General features: G+C 63.2%; 17 protein-coding genes. 7 read left to right on the forward strand and 10 right to left on the reverse strand.

Going from position 1 to position 17,171, the window contains the following annotated elements; translation table 11 throughout:
* Positions 1-33: 33 nt before the first annotated feature.
* Both KEC16_RS11075 and glgB read right to left on the reverse strand, forming a co-directional pair.
* On the reverse strand, positions 34-1,635 hold the full coding sequence (locus KEC16_RS11075; RefSeq protein ID WP_211548820.1) for an inverse autotransporter beta domain-containing protein: 1,602 nt from the start codon (positions 1,633-1,635) through the stop codon (positions 34-36).
* A gap of 165 nt (positions 1,636-1,800) precedes the next feature.
* Positions 1,801-3,996: a 1,4-alpha-glucan branching protein GlgB gene (gene glgB / locus KEC16_RS11080; protein ID WP_211548821.1), complete on the reverse strand. Its 2,196-nt coding sequence runs from the start codon at positions 3,994-3,996 to the stop codon at positions 1,801-1,803.
* Between the two features lie 202 nt (positions 3,997-4,198).
* Between glgB and KEC16_RS11085 the strand changes: the two genes are divergently transcribed.
* Positions 4,199-4,420: a hypothetical protein gene (locus tag KEC16_RS11085; RefSeq protein ID WP_211548823.1), complete on the forward strand. Its 222-nt coding sequence runs from the start codon at positions 4,199-4,201 to the stop codon at positions 4,418-4,420.
* 62 nt (positions 4,421-4,482) lie between these two features.
* Here the strand turns inward: KEC16_RS11085 and KEC16_RS11090 are convergent, their stop codons facing one another.
* The 7 genes from KEC16_RS11090 to KEC16_RS11120 all read right to left on the reverse strand — a co-directional run bounded on the left by KEC16_RS11090 (position 4,483) and on the right by KEC16_RS11120 (position 8,444).
* The gene (locus tag KEC16_RS11090) at positions 4,483-4,953 is read right to left on the reverse strand and encodes a hypothetical protein (RefSeq protein ID WP_211548825.1); all 471 of its coding nucleotides are present in this window, start codon (positions 4,951-4,953) and stop codon (positions 4,483-4,485) included.
* 7 nt (positions 4,954-4,960) lie between these two features.
* Entirely contained in the window at positions 4,961-5,545 is a 585-nt protein-coding gene (locus KEC16_RS11095) for a protein-methionine-sulfoxide reductase heme-binding subunit MsrQ (protein WP_211548827.1), read from the reverse strand.
* Positions 5,545-6,444 carry a protein-methionine-sulfoxide reductase catalytic subunit MsrP gene (gene msrP, locus KEC16_RS11100; protein WP_211548829.1) on the reverse strand — a complete coding sequence of 300 codons (900 nt, stop codon included), beginning with the start codon at positions 6,442-6,444 and terminating at the stop codon, positions 5,545-5,547. The genes KEC16_RS11095 and msrP overlap by 1 nt, the downstream gene beginning before the upstream one ends.
* Positions 6,445-6,551: 107 nt before the next feature.
* Positions 6,552-7,052 (reverse strand): DUF4405 domain-containing protein, encoded by a 501-nt coding sequence (locus tag KEC16_RS11105; protein WP_211548831.1) that lies wholly within the window; start codon positions 7,050-7,052, stop codon positions 6,552-6,554.
* A 2-nt stretch (positions 7,053-7,054) separates the two neighbouring features.
* Positions 7,055-7,288 carry a hypothetical protein gene (locus KEC16_RS11110; protein WP_211548833.1) on the reverse strand — a complete coding sequence of 78 codons (234 nt, stop codon included), beginning with the start codon at positions 7,286-7,288 and terminating at the stop codon, positions 7,055-7,057.
* A gap of 131 nt (positions 7,289-7,419) precedes the next feature.
* Positions 7,420-7,974 (reverse strand): demethoxyubiquinone hydroxylase family protein, encoded by a 555-nt coding sequence (locus tag KEC16_RS11115; protein ID WP_211548835.1) that lies wholly within the window; start codon positions 7,972-7,974, stop codon positions 7,420-7,422.
* Positions 7,971-8,444: a disulfide bond formation protein B gene (locus KEC16_RS11120; protein WP_211548837.1), complete on the reverse strand. Its 474-nt coding sequence runs from the start codon at positions 8,442-8,444 to the stop codon at positions 7,971-7,973. Before KEC16_RS11120 ends, KEC16_RS11115 begins: the two co-directional genes overlap by 4 nt.
* Positions 8,445-8,546: 102 nt before the next feature.
* Here KEC16_RS11120 and KEC16_RS11125 point away from each other — a divergent pair, with 102 nt between their 5' ends.
* The gene (locus tag KEC16_RS11125) at positions 8,547-9,467 is read left to right on the forward strand and encodes an ArgK/MeaB family GTPase (RefSeq protein WP_211548840.1); all 921 of its coding nucleotides are present in this window, start codon (positions 8,547-8,549) and stop codon (positions 9,465-9,467) included.
* Between the two features lie 53 nt (positions 9,468-9,520).
* Complete coding sequence (locus KEC16_RS11130) at positions 9,521-10,870, forward strand: diguanylate cyclase domain-containing protein (protein ID WP_249209104.1); 1,350 nt, start codon at positions 9,521-9,523, stop codon at positions 10,868-10,870.
* On the opposite strand, the gene ygfZ is transcribed toward KEC16_RS11130, so the two are convergent.
* Positions 10,871-11,695 (reverse strand): CAF17-like 4Fe-4S cluster assembly/insertion protein YgfZ, encoded by an 825-nt coding sequence (gene ygfZ, locus KEC16_RS11135; protein ID WP_211548842.1) that lies wholly within the window; start codon positions 11,693-11,695, stop codon positions 10,871-10,873.
* A gap of 101 nt (positions 11,696-11,796) precedes the next feature.
* Here ygfZ and KEC16_RS11140 point away from each other — a divergent pair, with 101 nt between their 5' ends.
* The 4 genes from KEC16_RS11140 to KEC16_RS11155 are packed head-to-tail and all read left to right on the forward strand — an operon-like array spanning position 11,797 to position 16,932.
* Positions 11,797-12,822, forward strand: coding sequence for a glycosyltransferase (locus KEC16_RS11140; protein ID WP_211548844.1), 1,026 nt, complete (start codon positions 11,797-11,799; stop codon positions 12,820-12,822).
* Positions 12,819-13,844, forward strand: coding sequence for a glycosyltransferase (locus KEC16_RS11145; RefSeq protein WP_211548846.1), 1,026 nt, complete (start codon positions 12,819-12,821; stop codon positions 13,842-13,844). The genes KEC16_RS11140 and KEC16_RS11145 overlap by 4 nt, the downstream gene beginning before the upstream one ends.
* Positions 13,844-15,598 carry an asparagine synthase (glutamine-hydrolyzing) gene (asnB, locus tag KEC16_RS11150; protein WP_211548848.1) on the forward strand — a complete coding sequence of 585 codons (1,755 nt, stop codon included), beginning with the start codon at positions 13,844-13,846 and terminating at the stop codon, positions 15,596-15,598. Before KEC16_RS11145 ends, asnB begins: the two co-directional genes overlap by 1 nt.
* A 2-nt stretch (positions 15,599-15,600) precedes the next feature.
* Entirely contained in the window at positions 15,601-16,932 is a 1,332-nt protein-coding gene (locus KEC16_RS11155) for a dihydroorotase (RefSeq protein ID WP_211548850.1), read from the forward strand.
* The last annotated feature ends 239 nt before the right edge of the window (positions 16,933-17,171 follow it).

Consider the following 17,171-nt stretch of genomic DNA (forward strand, 5'->3'; position numbering starts at 1 on the left):
CACGCCCCCTGCCAAGGTCAAAAGGCGGAACGATTACGGGCAGCTGGTGCCGTTGGTGAAACCGACCGAACCGCTCAGAGCCGTGCCGCTGCAATTGCCGTTGCCGCGGACATTACTGGTGGAGCCGCTATTGAAGGTCGTCGCGCCGGCGGAAAGCACGATGACGTCGTTGGCGGAAACCGCGGCCCCCGACGCCGACAAGGTGTTGCCCGTTACGGTCACGGCGGTGGTCTGATTGGCGAGCAAAGCCCGGGTACCGACGGCCGAACCGGTCCCGGTGGCGGTGATGCTGTTGCCGCGGATGGTCGCGCTGGTGCCGTTGCCAAAGGCCAAGGCGTGCGCCTGGAGGTTGCCGGTCTGCGTCGCCGTGATGACATTGTCGGCGATGGTCACCCCGGTGACCCCGTCGGCGACATAGATGGCCCGGCTGACGCTGCCGCCGCTGGAACTGTTGCTGATGGTCAGCCCCTGGATGGTCCCGTTCACACCATTGATCAGCAAGGCTTGAGTGGCCGTATTGTTGCCCTGGATCGCCGCCCCGGTATTCACCGTGGCGGTGCGTCCCGAGGCGCTGCGCACGGTTACGGTTCCCGTCAGGGTCTGATTGGCCAGGGTCGAGACCATGGTGGTGCCGGTGGCAAAGGTCCCCGCCAGCAAGACGGTGCTGCCGACACCGGCGCTGTTCACCGCCGCGGCCAAATTCGCCCCCGAGGTGGTGGCGCTGTTGAGCACGGTGAAAGCCCCGCCACTGGCCAGTTGGTTGGCCGTCTCCGTCGCCCCGAAGGCTCCCGCCTGGGCGACGATGTCGATGTCGCGGACGATGGGATCGGTCATGCGCCGTTCCAGCGGCGTCAGCCTGGACACGCCGCTTTCCGCTTGCAGCGGAATGCGCAGCCGCGCCGTCAGAAAGCCCTGTGAGCCGCGCACCTCGTCGCGCTGCCACTCCGCCCCCAGCGACAGACGCGAACCGTCCCACAGATGCGCCACTTCGTCGAACACCATCTCGGCCCGGCCGCGCGGACCGGCAACGGTGGGCACGCCGTCATCGGCAAAACGATAGCCGCCGGCATAGACGCGCACCTGTTGGCCGGCATCGGGCTCGAACACCGGCAGCCGCCAGCCGATCTCGGCGTCGAAACCACCCAAGCTGCGTTCCTCGCCGCCCCTGAAGATGACGCTGGTGCCGGAGACCTCGGCACTGTTCAGGCTGTCTTCCAGATGGGTCGTCCGTCCCACCGGGATATAGCCGTTGGCGCGCAGGTCCCAATCCTGCGACAGCGCCTCGGCCCCCAGGGTGACCTGATTGAAGTAATTGTCCAATTCGCTGCGGCGGCGGTCGAAATAGCCGTAGCCACCCAAATTCCAGCCGGATTCCAGCATGGTGCGGACGCCCAGGCCGAAATTACCCTCGCGACTGCCTTGATCGTCCATGCGGGTGCGAATATCGGCGAACAGCAATGTGTGGTGGTCTTGAGCCACGGGCAAGAACAGGTCAACCTCGCCCAAATGGCGCTCGGTCCCCAACTTGCCTTCCAGGTCCAGATGGGCACCCCATTTCGGCGCCTCCCCGGCCTGTACGGATTCACCCACACACAAAGCGGCAAGCACTGCCGCGACCATCCGGCTGCGATACATTCTGTCCCCCGATCCGCCCCGGTGGACCGTAACAATCAGAACATGAAAATTCTATCCCACCTTCTTGGAATATGCCGATGGCTTAATGATCAGATCCAGACAGAAGGTTCGCGTGCATGAACCGTCCATCTGGAAAATCGGCCACCAAAATCAACGAATCGTGCTCTAAGCCCGCTTGAGCACCAAGGTGGCCAGCGGCGGCAAGGTAACCGCCATGGACAAGGGCTGTCCCTGCCAAGGTTCGTCCTCGGCGGTGCAGCCATCGCCGTTATGGATATTAGAGCCGCCATACCATTGGGAATCGCTGTTGAACACCTCGCGGTAATCCCCGCCCAAAGGCACGCCGACGCGGTAATCATAACGAACCACCGGCGTCAAATTACAGATGACGATGCAAAAATCGGTCTCGTCGAAGCCTTTGCGCATGTAAGACAGAACCGAATTGTCGCGGTCATTACAGTCGATCCAGGCAAAGCCGGCCGGATCGTGGTCAAGCTGATGCAGCGACGGCTCGACCCGGTACAGCCGGTTCAGGTCGCGCACCAGCCGCTGCACGCCCTGATGCAGCGGATAGCGCAGCACGTCCCAGTCCAGCGATTCCTCGCAATTCCATTCGCTTTGCTGGCCGAATTCCTGGCCCATGAACAGCAGCTTCTTGCCCGGATGGGTCCACATAAAGGTGTAATAGGCGCGCAGATTGGCGAAACGCTGCCATTCATCCCCAGGCATGCGGCCCAGGATGCTGCCCTTTCCATGCACCACCTCGTCATGGGACAACGGCAGGACAAAGTTTTCGGTAAAGGCGTAGAGCAATCCGAAGGTCAGTTTGTCGTGGTGATAGCGCCGATGGATCGGGTCCTTGCTGAAATAATCCAGCGTGTCGTGCATCCAGCCCATGTTCCACTTGAAGCCAAAGCCCAAGCCTCCGGTCCAGGTCGGCTTGGACACGCCGGGCCAGGCGGTGGATTCCTCGGCGATGGTCATGGCGCCGGGATGTTCGGCATAGACCACTTCGTTCATCCGCCGCAGGAAATCGATGGCCTCGAGATTCTCGTTGCCGCCATGGCGGTTGGGCAGCCATTCGCCGGCCTTGCGCGAATAATCCAGATACAACATGGACGCCACCGCATCGACGCGCAGACCGTCGATGTGATAGTGCTCGATCCAGTAAAGGGCGTTGGAATACAAGAAATTGCACACTTCGGTGCGGCCGTAATTATAGATATAGGTATCCCAATCCTTGTGCAGGCCAAGGCGCGGGTCCTCGTGCTCATACAAATGGGTGCCGTCGAAATAATGCAGGCCATGGGCGTCGCGGGGGAAGTGACCGGCGACCCAATCAATGATCACCCCGATGCCGTTGACGTGCAGACGCTCGATCAGCAGACGGAAATCGTCGGGATCGCCATGGCGCGACGTCGGCGCGAACAGCCCCACCGGCTGATACCCCCACGAGCCGGAAAACGGATGTTCATGCACCGGCAGGAACTCGACATGGGTGAATCCCATATCCTTGACATAGGCCGACAATTTGTCGGCCAGCTCGACATAGGTCAGCATGCGGTTGCCGTCTTCGGGCACCCGCATCCACGAGCCCAAATGCACTTCGTAGATGGAAATCGGGGCGTGACGGTCGTTGCGCTTGGCCTGGGCGGCCATCCAGCCGCCATCGGCCCAATCCCGATCCGCCAAATCGGCGACAATGGAAGCGGTGCGCGGCGGCACCTCGGCGAAATGGCCATAAGGATCGGCCTTCAGCGGCAACAAGGCGCCATGGCGGTCGATCAGTTCATATTTGTAGTGGGTGCCGTTGGCGAGACCAGGGATGAACAATTCCCACACCCCGGCATTGTGGCGCAAGCGCATGACATGACGACGGCCATCCCAGCCGTTGAAATCGCCCACCACGGAAACCCGGCTGGCATTGGGGGCCCAGACGACGAAATGGGTGCCGGCGACGCCATCGGCCACCAAAAGATGAGCCCCCAGCTTCTCGAAAGTGCGCAAATGGCGACCTTCCATCAGCAGATGGATGTCCAAATCCCCCAACAACACCGGGAACCGATAGGGGTCTTCGCGTTCCAGCATCCGCCCGCCAACCGCGAGGCGCAGGCGATAGGACGCGGCCAGGGCATCACTCAGCGGGGCGGCGAAAAAGCCGGCGCCGTGCACGCGGGGCAGCTCCGTCTCGCCCGCCGGGCCGATGGCCCACACCCGCGCCGCCTCGGGGGCGAACACCCGTAAATGCCAGCCGGCGCTGCCGTGATGCGGCCCTAAAATAGCGAACGGGTCGCCATGCGTGCCGGCGACGACGGATTCGATCTCGGCATCGTCCAGCGTGATCGGGTGGGTCTTGGTCATTTTTCATCCCCTGCCGGCGAGATTTCGCCCCCTTCTAGGTAGCAGGGTTTGCCCAGCAAGAACAGACCAGCCGACGCGAAGCGGCTTTTCCCTCAGATCATGGCTGATTACCCTTTAAGATAAGACCACAATCTGGTAGAGGTTTTGGCCGAGGGGGCCGGCTATTGTGAGCCGGCATATGAAATTTTTAGGAGCCTGTCTCATGAGCGTCCTTCCCAAGGTTCTCGGCCTGACCGTCGCCGGTGTGCTGGTGATCGCCCTGTATCTTTCCACTTCGGTGGTTGGCAGCCTGTTCTTCGGCGCGGTTTCCGCTCCGAGCACCGCCAACCCGCTGAGCTTCATGATTTATGTGGGCTTGGCCCTGACCGCCACCTTCGTCTGCCTGATCATGTATCTGGCTTCGACTGGCGGCGAAGAAGCGTAAGCTTCGGCCCGTTCGGCACGAAAACCGCCCCGGTCGCAAGGCCGGGGCGGTTTTCTTTTGCCTCAAGGGCAAATCTTCAGATCGGTGATGACGTCAGCTTGTACGATGGCCGATTGCTTGGCGAAGACATTCCAACCGCCGCGGGTCACTTCCTTGAGCAATTTGTCGATGTGACCGCAATAAGCGACACTGAGCGGATAATAGCGGTAATAGGTGACCAGCCGGCCATCGAAATAGGTCATCACCTCGATCGGATTGGCCTTGAATTCCCGTTCGAACAGCTTTTTGCGGCGTCCGGTCTGCTGCGCCAGCCGGGTCCCGAATTGGCTGTCGAAATCCTTCCACATCTTGGCGGTGCCGGGATTGTAATCCTCATCGCAGCGATTGCCGCCTTCCCGCAGGAAAATGCCGTGGCGGACCAGTTGTTCCACTTTCACTTCCTGCTGGGTCAGACAACGCTTGAATTTCACCTGGGCCAAGGCCGGGGTGACCAAAAGCAGCATGATTGCCGTCAAGGGAATGGTCTTGCTCATGCGGGCATTATGCCCGCAGCCGCCGCCCGGCGAAACCCCAGAGGCGCCACCCCAAAAGCACCGCCAAAATCAACGCATAGGCCAGCGGTTCGCGGATATCGGCTTTGACCATCAGCCAAAAATGCGCCACCGCCAAAATACCGGCGACATAAACCAACTGGTGCAGCCGGCGCCAACGGGCTCCTCCAAGCCGACGGATCATGCCATCGGTCGAGGTCACCGCCAATGGCGTCAGCAAAAGAACCGCGACCATCCCCAACGTGATGTAATTGCGCTTAAGCACGTCCTTCCACAGCGCCGCCCAATCAAAAAACAGGTCAAGTCCGACATAAGACGCCAGGTGCAGGAAGACATAGAAAAAGGCGAACAACCCCATCATCCGGCGCAACCGGGCCAAGCGGTTCCAACCGCTCCAGCGCCGCACCGGCGTCACCGCCAGGGCGATCAATAAAAAGCGCAACGCCCAATCGCCCAGATAGCGGTTGATGAATTCCACCGGATTGGCCCCCAGCGAACCATAGCTCGCCTGCCAGGCCAGCCACGCCAGCGGCAGCAGCGACACGGTGAAAGCGGCGGGTTTCAACCAGCGCATCAGTAATCGGCCCGCAGATCCATGCCGGCATACAGCCCGGCAACCTGGTCGGCATAGCCGTTGAACATCAAGGTCTTGCGCCGGCGGAACTCGCCGATGCGCCGTTCGCTCGCCTGGGACCAGCGCGGGTGATCGACCTCGGGATTGACGTTGGAATAAAAGCCGTATTCCCGCCGATTGGCCTTTTGCCAGGAATTCAGCGGCTGGGTTTCACTAAACCGGATGCGAACGATGGATTTGATCGATTTGAAGCCGTATTTCCACGGCACCACCAGCCGTAGCGGCGCGCCGTTCTGCGGCAACAGCGCCTGGCCATACAGCCCGGTGGCCAACAGGGTCAACGGGTGCATGGCTTCGTCCAGACGCAACCCCTCGACATAAGGCCAGTCCAGCACCGCCACCCGAATGCCGGGCATCTGCGCCTTGTCGGCCAAGGTGGTGAATTCCACGTATTTGGCCTTTGAATTGGGCTCGAACCGTTTCAGCACGGCGGCCAGCGGCACCCCCTGCCAGGGAATGACCATGGACCAGCCTTCGACGCAGCGCAGCCGGTAAAGGCGATCTTCCTGCGTCACCGGCTTGATCAGATCCTCCAGGCCGATGGTGCCGGGACGGCCGCATTCGCCGTCCACCGTCACCGACCACGGCGACACCTTCAAACGCCCCGGCGCCGTCACCGCCGGATCTTCCTTGGCGGTGCCGAACTCATAGTAATTGTTATAGGTGGTCACCGCCTCGAACGGCGTCGGCGCGTCGTCGGACGTCGCCGCCATCCCCTTCCCCGCCGCCAGCACCGTCCCCAAAGCCGCGCCCACGGCCAAGAACCGCCGCCGATCCAGATAGACGGCGTGATCAGTGATTTCGGATGGGCGAATATCGGCAGCGGGACGAATCAGCATGGCGGCATTTTCCTTGGCGCGGTGTTGTGAAGATGTGTTCGATCCCGGCAAAAGAAAAGTTACACGGCGCAAAAATCTGGACGCCCCCCACGGCGTGACACGCGTGATTATTTTTTCGTCGTCACCGCCGCGTTCAGCAATGCCGGCACCGGCATGCCGGAATGATCGGACAATTGCTTCAACGAGATGGTCATGGCGCTCACCGGCACGCCGGCTTGGGTCAAGCGTTCGACCAGCACCGGCTCGCTGATGCCGATGACCGGCGCCAGCGCACTCAGCGGTGCGTTTTCCGCCGCCTGGACGAACCGACGCATGGGATTGCCGCTGTCTTCCCCGCCGCTGGCCAGCATGAAACCACCGGCCGCCACCACGGCGAGGGCAAAGGCGGCATGGGTCGCCGGCTTGGTCATCAGCTTGATAAAGGCCGGACCATTGCGCCAAACATGCAGACCGGCCAGAACGACGAAGCCCAGCCCCAGCCATTCATGCAGCCCCTTCAGCAGACTTTCGCCCAGGTGGAAGAAAATCAGCGTGCCTGACAGGCCAACCACCGAGAACAGGGCCGCGGTCGCGGCGGTGATGTGTTTGCGCCACAAAATACCGGTCATGATCATCCTGCCTTGGAAGGTTGCACATATTCGCCCGAGGCCCGCAAATCGACGGTGCCACCGCCCGGCAATTCCGGCGTGCGTTGATGCAGCCACACGGTCGCCCCCAAGATGATCAGCGCCGCGCCGCCTAATTGCAGCACCGGACGGCCAAGAACCCGACTCAGCCGGCTCAGGTGGATGGCGCATAGCCGCCGCAGCGGATTGCGGTATTGCGAGCGATAGGGAATGGTCATTGTCGCCTCGGGTCATCATGTCGATGACTGAAACTAACGTCAGACTGTGTCAGGGAAATGGCCGGAGCAAGGCAAAAGGTAACACAGGGTAACGTTTTGTTACGCCTGCCGGCGCACTCGATTGGTCCAGCTCATATCCGCTCGGACAGCCAAATGGCCAATTTGCACCCCCCCTTGATGGCCGAGGACAACAGCGGATAAGCCGGGGCTTTTTCCGCTTCGTTGGCAAGGCCGATGTCGCGGTGCTCCAACTCTTCTAGGCGGAATTCCTCGATGGTGGCCTTCAACTCGGCCTCGTCATCCCCCAAAATCGCCGCTTGGGCGGCGTAATGTTCGTCGATGGCCTCTTCCACCGCCACGGTGCAGGCCATGGCGACGCGCTCGCCCAGCAAGGCGGTCCCCGCCCCCAAGGCAAAGCCGGCCACATGCCACAAGGGCGCCATCAGCGTCGGCCGCACGCCACGTTCGCCGATCAGCGCGCTGAAGGTATCAAGATGATGCTGTTCCTGTTGCGCCATCTTGGCCAGCAACGCTCCATGCCGCCCCCGCCCCAGCACGGCGCGCTGGCCCTGATAGATGCGCACGGCTCCCAATTCGCCGGCCTGATCGACGCGCAGGATCCGGGCCAAAACCTGTTCGCGGGTCAGATCGCCGGGAATGCGATTGTCAGCGGTCTGCGCGGTCATCGACGCCCCTTTCGGCCAAGGGCGGACAGCACCAGCAGGGCCAGACCGCCGGAAAAGGCAATATTCATGCCGGCCATGGTGACGCCATGCCACTCCCATGCCGGTTCATCGCAACGGGCCTCGGCCGGTTTGCGCATGAGCGCCGACAGGTCGGCCATGGAGACTTTCGCGCCATCGCTGCCGCTACAGGCCGATTCCCACCATTTCTGCTCGACGCCGACGTGATAGACGGCAATGCCGGCATTGATCAGAAAAGCCAGGCCGGCCAGGGTCATCAGCAATCGTTGCCATGACAAAGGCCGCAGCAACGCCAGCACCGCCAGCAGGCCGGCGATGGCAAAAGGCACCCGTTGAGTCAGGCACAAGACGCAGGGACGCAGGCCGAAACCGTATTGCGCCGTGTAAGCGGTGGCCAGGGCGACGACGCTGACAGCCAGCACGAACAAGGGGAGGCGACGTTGAGTATTCATGCCCGGACCATATCACCGCGCAGACCGCTTGACTAGTTGGCCGGCTTGACCTGCCGGGCTGGGGCGGGAACAATGGCGGCACCGCCACTGTCCCGAGGCTTCATGAATCTCTCTTCTCTTCGTGTCGGTGGCAAGGCTGCCTTGGCCCGTGCCCTGGCCCAATTGGAACGCGCCCCCGACGCCGGCGAAACCATCGACCTGCTTGACGCCGCCCATGCCGCGCCGACCGCCCATGTGGTCGGCATGACCGGCCCGCCCGGCGTCGGCAAATCAACGCTGATGAACGCGCTGATCAGCGGCTGGCGGCGGGACGGCCGCCGCGTCGCCTGCATCGCCGTCGATCCGTCGTCGCGACGGTCGGGCGGCGCGTTGTTGGGCGACCGCACCCGGCTGTCCACCGACCCCGAGGATCAAGACATCTTCGTCCGCTCGATGGCGGCGCGGGATCGTCTGGGCGGTTTGGCCGGCTTGACGGTCTCGTCCATGGTGCTGATGCGGGCGCTGTATGACGTGGTGCTGATCGAAACCGTCGGGGTCGGCCAAAGCGAAACCGACGTGGTCGGCGTCGCCGACACCGTGCTGTTTTGCGTGCAGCCGGGATCGGGCGATTCGTTGCAATTCATGAAGGCCGGCATCGCCGAAATCCCCCATGTGGTGGTGGTGACCAAGGCCGACATGGAACAGGCGGCCAGCCGCGCCCGTTCCGACGTGCTGGGCGCCCTGTCGTTAGGCGGCGGCGATGACAATGACGGCTGGGACGTGCCGGTGCTGATGGTGTCATCCCTGCGGCGCGAAGGCGTCGACGCGCTGATCGCCGCCATCGATTCCCACCGCGACTTCCTGGGCGACGGCCACCGCCTGGAACAGACCCGCCATCTCCAGGCTCAGCAATGGCTGGTCGAGGCCGTGCGCGAACGCTGGGGCCGCGAAGGCGTGGCGCGCGCCGGCGATTTAAGCCTGGCGCCAGGCCTGTCGCCCTTTCGGCGCCTGGCACAGTTGAACGCCAGCTTGAAAGTGGTCTGACCAAAGTATTTTCCGCAGAGCTATCACGCGTATTGACACGGCGCGGCGTTGCGTTGACCATCTTTGCGATGAACATGGGGGAAAGCGAGTTGACGGCAGCCATGGCGGGAATTTCCGCGTCCGTCGTACTTGACCGCGAGCTTCTCGAGCTCGTGTCCTCCCTTGTCTGTCTTTTGCATGACGGTAAAGTGCTGTTCCTCAACAATGCCGGCGTGCGCATGCTGGGGCTATCCTCGGCCGCCGACGCCCAGGATGAACCCTTTGAAAGCTTCGTCGTCGAGGATTACCGCTTCCTGATGGAAGCCGGCTGGGAATTGCTGGCCGAGGAAGATTTCCTGCCGCTGAAGCTGGCGCGCGCAGACGGCCAAGTGTTCGAAGCCGAGCTGCGGGTGCGCCAAGCCCCCTCTGCCGCCGATACCTTCTTGGTCGAGGCCCGCGACATCTCGAAATTCGTCAAATCGGCCGAAGCCCTGCGCGAGCGAGAGGAAAGGCTGCAAGGGGTTCTGGCCTCGGTCGCCGAAGGCATCGTCACCATCAATGATTCGGGCCGCATTGAATCGGCTAATCCGGCGGCCGAGCGCATGTTCGGCTATTCGCGCGGTCAATTGGTCGGCCGCGACATGACCGAATTGCTGCCGAGCAGCGCCCGCGATAACCACATCCGTTTTTTCGATGCCTATATGTCCGGCCTGTTCCCCACTCTGATGGGACGCCAAATCGAAGGGCTGGGCCTGCGCCTGAACGGCTCCATGTTCCCCATGGAAATCTCGGTCAGCGAATTGCGCCACGGCCGGCACCGCCTGTTCACCGCCATCTTGCGCGACATTTCCGAACGCAAGGAGGCCGAAGACCGCATTCGCCGGCTGGCTCACCACGACACCTTGACCGGCCTGCCCAACCGCAATTTGCTCAATGACCGCATGAACCACGCTCTGGCCCGCATCAAGCGCCACGGCGGCCACATGGCGGTGCTGTACGTCGATTTGGACAAGTTCAAGCCGATCAACGACACCTTGGGACACGAAGCCGGCGATTTCGTCTTGCAGGAAGTTTCGCGCCGGCTGGCCTTGTGCGTGCGGTCGTCGGACACGGTGTCGCGCGTCGGCGGCGACGAATTCGTCGTCGTCGTCGAAGAAATCACCCGGCTGGGGGAAGCGGCGCTGGTGGCGAAGAAAATCCTCGACGCCATGGAAGTTCCCGCCGTCTTCAATGGCCATGACTGCAAGGTCGGCGCCTCGATCGGCGTCGCCCTGTTCCCCCTTGATGGCAGCACGATCGAAGAGGTGTGCAAAGCCGCCGATCTGGCCATGTACCGGGTCAAGCATTCCGGCCGCAACGGCTATTGCTTTTATTCGGACACCGACGGCACCATCCTTGCCGCCAATGACCCCACCATCGATTGATTATTCGCTTTCGGGCAAGACCATCCAGGCGGGGATGGTGACATTCAGCCCCTTGCCGCCACACATCAGCGCCGTCCCCGCCCGCACGTGTTCAAGCCGCAACATGGCCAATCCGGCGCCGTCTCCGCCGGAATGCATCTCGCCTGCCTCGATTTCGCCGGCCAGAACCGGGCTTCCCGCCGCCGGCGCCGCGCCGTCGAACGTCACCGGCAACAAGCGTTTCCGCACCAATCCGCGATACTTGGTCCGTGCCGTCAATTCCTGGCCCATATAGCAGCCCTTGTTGAAATCGACGCCACCCAGCTCGTCAAAGCCATTTTCCAGCAGCAAGGATTTATCGACGACCATGTCACGGCTGCCATCGGGCACGCCGAGGGCAAAGCGCAAGCCATCCCACACGGCCAGCGGAACCTCGGCCAGTCCCGTCGGCACTTCGGCGGCGTACAGCCGGCCGCCCATCCCGGCCAGCCGGGGATCGGCCACCGCACCGGCCGGCAAGGGGCCATCGCCGCCGAAGACGGCGAACACCGCCAGATCCGAGGCGGTGATCGTGACCTTCGAACGCAGCTTGTACAGCGACATTTTCTTGCGGAACGCCTCGGCGGTGGCGGCCTCGACGTCAATCAGCACGGTCTCACCGTCCTCGACGATGAACAGATCCCACAAAAATTTTCCCTGTGGGGTCAGAAATGCCGCCCACAACGCCTTGTCGGCGCCAGCCTTGGCGATATCGTTGGAAATCAGGCCTTGCAAAAAGGTCTTGCGGTCGTCGCCGGCCACGACCAAAACGGCACGGGGCAAACGGGTGAACTGATATGCGGGCATGAAAAGCTGCCTTCAAGTAGGAGTGGGCGGCGGATGAAGAAAAGGTGGGACAATCAGGGCCGCTTGGCAACCCCCGTTCCTGGCCGTATATAAGGGGCACCATGCATATCACCCTGGTTGACGATTCCATCCCCTTCGACGGCTATACCGCCTCGTCCCGCCCGTTGGGCGGGGCGGAAAAGGGCTTCGCCGCCCTGGCCGGGGCCTTGGCCCGGCGCGGACACACGGTTTCGGTGTTTAATCGCTGCCGCTGGTCCATGTTCATCGAAGGCGCCCAATGGGAAACCTTCGAGGCGAAAAAGCCGTTGCTGACCGATGTGCTGATCGCCCTCAGGAAGCCCGAATTGTTGGGTTTTGTCCGCCAGGCCAAGCGACGGGTGCTGTGGCACACCGCACCGGGACGCATGCTCGAGAAGAAATCCACCCGCGCGACCTTGCAAGACATGAAGCCGACGATTTTGTTGTGTTCGGAAGTCCAGGCCGAGGGATGGCGGGCCAATGGCCTGAAAGTGGCCTTGCTGCCCGCCGCGCTGAAATCCGATTTCCAGGCCAAGCCTGACACGGCGCCGGAACGCCCCCCCCGCGCCATCGTCACCACTCACCCGGCCCACGGCCTGCCCTGGCTGATTGATCTGTGGGTGAACAAAATTCGTCCCCAGGCCCCCGACGCCCAATTGCACATCCATTCCACCTCTTTGGCTAAAATGAATGAGGGCGGCGGCGTCGAGCCGGGGCTCGAGGATCTGGCGGCCAAGATCGTCGCCGCCAAGGGCGATGGCGTCGAGGTGTTCCGCCCCCAAGGCGACGCCCTGATGGCCGAAGCCTACCGTCAGGCCATGGTTCATCTGTATCCCGGCCATCCCGATGACAGCACCGCCTTTACCTTGATGGAAAGCCAAGCTTGCGGCACCCCGGCGGTGTTGCGGCCACTGGGGGCGGCACCGGGACGCGTCGCCAACGGCGCTTCCGCCTACGTCGCCCCCGACGACGAGGCTTTCGCCAATCTGACGGCGATGCTGCTGAACAAGACTGAAACCCGCGCCAGCCTGGGAGCGGAAGCCTGTGCGTTGTACCAGGGCCGCACCTGGGATGCGGCGGCGGAGAAACTGGAGACGTTGCTGGCATGACCCGTCTTTTACAAGCCATGGCCGGAGCCGAACACGGCGGTGCCGAGGCATTTTTCGAACGTCTCGCCATCGCCCTGCAAAAGGCCGGAATCGATCAGCATGTGCTGATCCGGCAAAATGCCCGCCGGGCCGCCCATCTGCGGGCCGCCGGGGTCAGCGTCACCGAATTGCCGTTCGGCGGCCCCTTGGATCTGACCACCCATTATGGCTTTCGCCGCGCCATCACCCAATTCAAGCCCAGCCATGTGCTGACCTGGATGAACCGGGCCAGCAAATTCTGCCCCAGGGGGAATTTCGTCCAGGTCGGGCGGTTGGGCGGTTATTACGATCTGAAATATTATCGCCGCTGCCAACACCTGATCGGCAACACCGCCGACATCCGCAACTGGATCGTCGATCAAGGCTGGCCGGCCGATCATGCCCATTACGTCCCCAATTTCGTCGCCGAAACCCGCGCCGCCGCCGTCACCCGCAAGACGTTCTCGACCCCCGGCGGCGTGCCGGTGATCCTGGCCTTGGGCCGACTGCACCCCAACAAGGCCTTCGATACCCTGATCAACGCCCTGGCCCAAGTGCCCGAGGCCTATCTGTGGATTGCCGGCGATGGACCGCTGCTGGGCGAGTTGGAACGCCAAGCCGCCCGGCTGGGAGTGATCTCGCGCACCCGCTTCCTTGGCTGGCGCGAGGATGTGGCGGCGTTGTTCGCCGCCGCCGATCTGTTCGTCTGCCCCTCGCGCCACGAACCCCTGGGCAATGTGGTGATCGAAGCCTGGGCACAAGCCAAGCCGGTGGTCGCCGCCGCGGCGGAAGGGCCGTCGCAACTGATCTTCGACGGCGAAAACGGTCTGCTCTGTCCCATCGACGATGCCGAGGCCATGGCCGCGTCCATCAACCGCGCCTTGGCCGACCCGGAACTGTCGGCACGGCTGGCCAGCACCGGCCACGCCGCCTATCAATCGCAATTCACCGAAGCCGCCGTGGTCGAACGCTATCTGACGTTTTTCCAACAGGTCAGCCGCTGATGTGCGGCATCGCCGGGCTGATCGTCCCCACCGGACAGACCCCCGATGAAGCCATTCTCGACCGGCTGGCCGAAGCGCTGGCCCATCGCGGCCCCGATGGACGCGGCCGCTATCTGCGCGGCAATGTCGGGCTGATCCAGAACCGGCTGTCGATCATTGATCTGCAAGGCGGACGCCAGCCCATCCTTGACGCCGATGGCCGCGCCATCGTCGCCAACGGCGAAATCTATAATTACCGCGAATTGCGGGACCAACTGGACGGCATCAGCTTCACCACCGCCTCGGACAGCGAGCCGCCGTTGCATCTGTACGCCCGCGACGGCGAAAACTTCGCCGATCAGCTGCGCGGCATGTACGCCCTGGCCATTCACGACCCCCTCCGCGACGTGGTGGTGTTGGCACGCGACCCCTTTGGCGTCAAACCGCTCTATCTGGCCCAGGGCAGCTGGGGCATCGCCTTCGCCTCGGAAGCCCAGGCGCTGATCAAGGCCGGGCTGGTAACCGCCAGGGTCACCCCGCAGGCCCGCGCCGAATTGCTGCAATTGCAGTTCACCTGTGGTGAAGAAACCATCTTCGCCGGCGTTTCCCGTGTTCCCGCCGGCGCCACTTTGGTCATCGAAGCCGGTCGGATCAGATTGGCCCGGCTGCGCCCGGCCCTGCCCCGCGGCGGCAGCCGGGGCGGCGGCGCCGATTCGCTGCTCGACCAATTGGACCGGGTCCTGACCGATTCGGTCGACCTGCACCAGCGCGCCGACGTGCCCTATGGCATGTTCCTGTCCGGCGGCATCGATTCGTCGGTGTTGCTGGCGTTGATGGCCCGGCTCAATCCGCGCCCGGTGCTGGCCTATACCGCCGGCTTCCCCGGCAGCGCCGCCCATGACGAACGCGCGCACGCCCGTGCCCTGGCCCGCCAGGTCGGGGCCGAACACATCGAGGTGGAATTCACCGAGGCCGATTTCTGGCGCCTGTTGCCGCAAGTCGCCGCCGCCATGGACGACCCCGCCGCCGATTACGCCTGCCTGCCCACCTTCAAGCTGGCGGTCCGCGCCGGTCAGGACGTCAAGATCATCTTGTCGGGCGAAGGCGGCGACGAATTGTTCGGCGGCTATGGCCGCTATCGCAAGGTCATGCGCCCCTGGCCGTTGTGCAAACGCATGCGCCGCAAAGGCATCTTCGACAAGCTGGACGTGTTGCAGCCGATGCCGGGCTGGCGCGACCGTTACGCCCAGAGCGAAGCCGCATGCTGCGCCGTTCCCGGCCGCACCCGCCTGCAAGCGGCCCAGGCCATGGATTGCACCGATTGGCTGGCCAATGATTTGTTGATCAAGGCTGATCGCTGCCTGATGGCCAATGCCATCGAAGGCCGGGTGCCATTCCTTGACCCGGTGGTCGCCGATTTCGCCTTTTCCCTGGCCGACCGCTGGAAAGTCCGCCATGGCCAGGGCAAACACCTGCTGCGTCTGTGGCTGGACAAGGCCATGCCCGCCGCCCGCCCTTTCGATGCCAAACGCGGCTTTACCGTGCCGGTGGGGCCGTGGATGGCGGCACGTCCCGCCATCGGCGCATTGGTCGCCGCCCAAGCGGGGATCGCCGAAATCGCCGTCCCAGGTCGAGTGGAAAAGCTGTTCGCCGATGCCGGCGACAAGACCGCCTTTGCCCGCTGGTCGTTGCTGTTCTATGCCTTGTGGCATCAAACCCATATACTAGGCGTCGCAGCCCATGGCGACGCGTTCGAGACCCTGTCCGCGAGGTAATCATGTCCCAAAGCTTCGATCTGGTTCTGGCCAATGGCACCGTGGTCAGCCCCAACGGCACCGGCACCACCGATATCGGCATCCAAGGCGGCCGTATCACCGCCATCGGCGATCTGCGCGGCCAGCCCATGGCCGACAAGATCGACTGCACCGGGTTGCACGTCCTGCCGGGGGTCATCGATACCCAGGTGCATTTCCGCGAGCCGGGGCTGGAGCACAAGGAAGATTTGTCCACCGGCACCGCCGCCGCCGCCATGGGCGGCGTCGTCGCCATCTTCGAGATGCCCAACACCAAGCCCGGCACCACCACCGATGTGGAATTGAAGGACAAGCTGGCCCGCGCCCAAGGCCGTGCCTGGACCGATCACGCCTTCTTTCTGGGTGCGGCAGCCGACAACATTGATCATCTGGCCGAATGGGAACGCATCCCCGGCTGCGCCGGCATCAAGGTGTTCATGGGGTCCTCCACCGGCAACTTGCTGGTCGCCGACGACGAGACCCTGGCCAAGGTGATGGCGCAAGGATATCGCCGCGTCGCCGTCCATTGCGAGGACGAGTCCCGGCTGGTCGCCCGCAAGCACATCGCCGATGCCGCCGGCCACCCCCGCGCCCACCACATCTGGCGCGACGCCGAAACCGCCATGATCGCCACCCAGCGTCTGGTCAAGCTGGCCGAGGCGGCCAAGCGCCGCGTCCATGTGCTGCATGTGACCACCGCCGAGGAAATGGAATTCCTCGCCGCCCACAAGGATCTGGTGACGGTGGAAACCACCCCCCAGCACCTGACCCTGACCGCGCCTGATTGCTATGAGACCCTGGGCACCTATGCCCAGATGAACCCGCCAATCCGCGAGAACCATCATCGCGGCGCCCTGTGGCGGGCCATCGCCAACGGCACGGTGGATGTTCTGGGCTCGGACCACGCCCCGCACACGCGCGAGGAAAAGGACAAGCCCTATCCGCAATCGCCATCGGGGATGACCGGAGTGCAGACCCTGGTGCCGCTGATGCTGGACCACATCAACGAAGGCCGGCTGACGCTGGAACGCTTTGTCGATCTGACCTCGGCCGGACCGGGACGCATCTACAATCTGGCTGGCAAGGGCCGCATCGCCCTGGGCTATGACGCCGATTTCACCCTGGTCGACATGAAGGCGGAACGCACCATCACCAACCAGTGGATCGTCAGCCGGTGCGGTTGGACCCCGTTCGACGGCAAGAAAGTCAAGGGCTGGCCCATGGCCACCATCATCCGCGGCCGGCTGGTGATGAGCGACGGCCAGTTGATCGGCGACCCCGCCGGCCAGCCGGTGCGCTTCCAACTGGCCTATTAGAGCATTTTCACGCGAAGCGTGGACATGCGATAAGCCGGAGCGGCGCCTGAGCGGCCCGTCACGGGCCACTTTTGAAATCTAAACCAGTTTCCGCTTTAGCTGAAACTGGTTTAGCACAGCCCCAGCGAACAACGCGGCCCCCGGCACAATTCCGGGGCCGCGGCCCTGTTTCACCCCCGGATTGAAGATGAACGCCCGTTGATTTGAACTTCGGGCGAATAGTCGTATTGAAGGGAGGG

The sequence above is a fragment of the Magnetospirillum sulfuroxidans genome (assembly GCF_018224925.1).
GTDB lineage: Bacteria > Pseudomonadota > Alphaproteobacteria > Rhodospirillales > Magnetospirillaceae > Magnetospirillum > Magnetospirillum sulfuroxidans.

Excerpts from the sequence above, each read along its gene's own strand:
- msrP (WP_211548829.1), bottom strand. The coding sequence starts at position 6,444 with ATGCTGATTCGTCCCGCTGCCGATATTCGCCCATCCGAAATCACTGAT.
- KEC16_RS11120 (WP_211548837.1), bottom strand. The coding sequence starts at position 8,444 with ATGAATACTCAACGTCGCCTCCCCTTGTTCGTGCTGGCTGTCAGCGTC.
- asnB (WP_211548848.1), top strand. The coding sequence starts at position 13,844 with ATGTGCGGCATCGCCGGGCTGATCGTCCCCACCGGACAGACCCCCGAT.
- KEC16_RS11095 (WP_211548827.1), bottom strand. The coding sequence starts at position 5,545 with ATGCGCTGGTTGAAACCCGCCGCTTTCACCGTGTCGCTGCTGCCGCTG.
- KEC16_RS11155 (WP_211548850.1), top strand. The coding sequence starts at position 15,601 with ATGTCCCAAAGCTTCGATCTGGTTCTGGCCAATGGCACCGTGGTCAGC.
- KEC16_RS11105 (WP_211548831.1), bottom strand. The coding sequence starts at position 7,052 with ATGACCGGTATTTTGTGGCGCAAACACATCACCGCCGCGACCGCGGCC.
- KEC16_RS11125 (WP_211548840.1), top strand. The coding sequence starts at position 8,547 with ATGAATCTCTCTTCTCTTCGTGTCGGTGGCAAGGCTGCCTTGGCCCGT.
- KEC16_RS11145 (WP_211548846.1), top strand. The coding sequence starts at position 12,819 with ATGACCCGTCTTTTACAAGCCATGGCCGGAGCCGAACACGGCGGTGCC.
- KEC16_RS11085 (WP_211548823.1), top strand. The coding sequence starts at position 4,199 with ATGAGCGTCCTTCCCAAGGTTCTCGGCCTGACCGTCGCCGGTGTGCTG.
- glgB (WP_211548821.1), bottom strand. The coding sequence starts at position 3,996 with ATGACCAAGACCCACCCGATCACGCTGGACGATGCCGAGATCGAATCC.
- KEC16_RS11090 (WP_211548825.1), bottom strand. The coding sequence starts at position 4,953 with ATGAGCAAGACCATTCCCTTGACGGCAATCATGCTGCTTTTGGTCACC.
- ygfZ (WP_211548842.1), bottom strand. The coding sequence starts at position 11,695 with ATGCCCGCATATCAGTTCACCCGTTTGCCCCGTGCCGTTTTGGTCGTG.
- KEC16_RS11110 (WP_211548833.1), bottom strand. The coding sequence starts at position 7,288 with ATGACCATTCCCTATCGCTCGCAATACCGCAATCCGCTGCGGCGGCTA.
- KEC16_RS11075 (WP_211548820.1), bottom strand. The coding sequence starts at position 1,635 with ATGTATCGCAGCCGGATGGTCGCGGCAGTGCTTGCCGCTTTGTGTGTG.
- KEC16_RS11115 (WP_211548835.1), bottom strand. The coding sequence starts at position 7,974 with ATGACCGCGCAGACCGCTGACAATCGCATTCCCGGCGATCTGACCCGC.
- KEC16_RS11140 (WP_211548844.1), top strand. The coding sequence starts at position 11,797 with ATGCATATCACCCTGGTTGACGATTCCATCCCCTTCGACGGCTATACC.